The organism is Oleiphilus sp. HI0128, assembly GCF_001635365.1.
Genome location: NZ_LWGG01000427.1, coordinates 1 through 1,090, shown reverse-complemented (window position 1 = coordinate 1,090; position 1,090 = coordinate 1). Strand labels below are relative to the sequence as shown.

Below are 1,090 nucleotides of genomic sequence, written 5' to 3'. Positions count from 1 at the left end.
TGGTCAAGCTGGTTTGACTATCGATCTAGAAACTAAAGTTTCTATCGGTCAGTTCATGTATAAAGATGCTGGTAGCCTATTCATCAACGACATCAGCATCGGCGGCAACGCAAACACTGGTGACGATAACCTAGCAAACGACACTGACATGATTGACAATATCCGTATGAACATCGATATTGCTGGTTCTGCTGCTACTGGCGAAAACATTTTAGATCGTGGTTTGTCTGATTTTTACGGTGCTGAAGGTCTAGCTGCATTGGCTCTAGCATACGGTGCTGTAGATGACGGTCGTCTAGCTGGTTTGGCTGGCGGTATCGAAGCTAACGCTGATGGTGCATCTTTGACACAGCTAGAAGCTAACAATGTACAAGCTGCTCCTGGTGTATCTGTTGTTCAAGCAGTTGCTGGTGCACTTGGCGGAACATTCGTTAAGGGTCGTGTTGGTATCGAAGACGGTGACTTGTTAATTCACGAAATCGCTACTGATCCATTGGCTGCTCTTATCAGTGCTGATGACCTTATTGCTGGCGGTGCTACTGCACTTGCTGATTTCTCAACTCAAGAAGTTATCGACGCAGCTGTAACAGCGGTTGATTTCAAATACGAAATCGGTGCAATCGGTATTGCTGACTCTACTTACCAGCCAGGCGCAGATCTTTCTACTGCACAAACTACTACTTTGATCAGCAACTTAAGCATTGCGGGTTACTTGGGTCACAAAGATATCCATATCGAAAACAATGGTAATGGTTTCGGCGCTACTGACACTGATGGTAATGGTCGTATCTCTGCTGCTGAAGCTTCTGATGCTGTGACTGGTTCTACTGGTTACGGTGATGCGAACTCAAAAATCCACATGGATAGCTACTTCAACATCACTGATTTAGATGTTTACATCGATATCGCTGGTGTTCAGATCAACGATCTGAAAATCCACAACCATCGTGGTGACACTTCTGGTCTAGACGGATTGAATGCATTCGGTTTCGCTCACTCAATGCGTGACATCTACGCTGTTAAAGACGCAGTTCTTGATCTAGGTTCTGTTGCTTTGAACCCAGCTCAAGATATCCAGGGTGGCAACACA

Annotated in this window: 1 protein-coding gene; it reads left to right on the top strand. The window is 45.3% G+C overall.

Annotation, left to right across the window (positions count from 1 at the left end; genetic code table 11):
- Nucleotides 1-13: 13 nt before the first annotated feature.
- Nucleotides 14-1,090, top strand: a 1,077-nt coding sequence (locus A3763_RS05240; RefSeq protein ID WP_156494928.1) for a DUF6160 family protein, incomplete at its 3' end; no start/stop codon positions are given.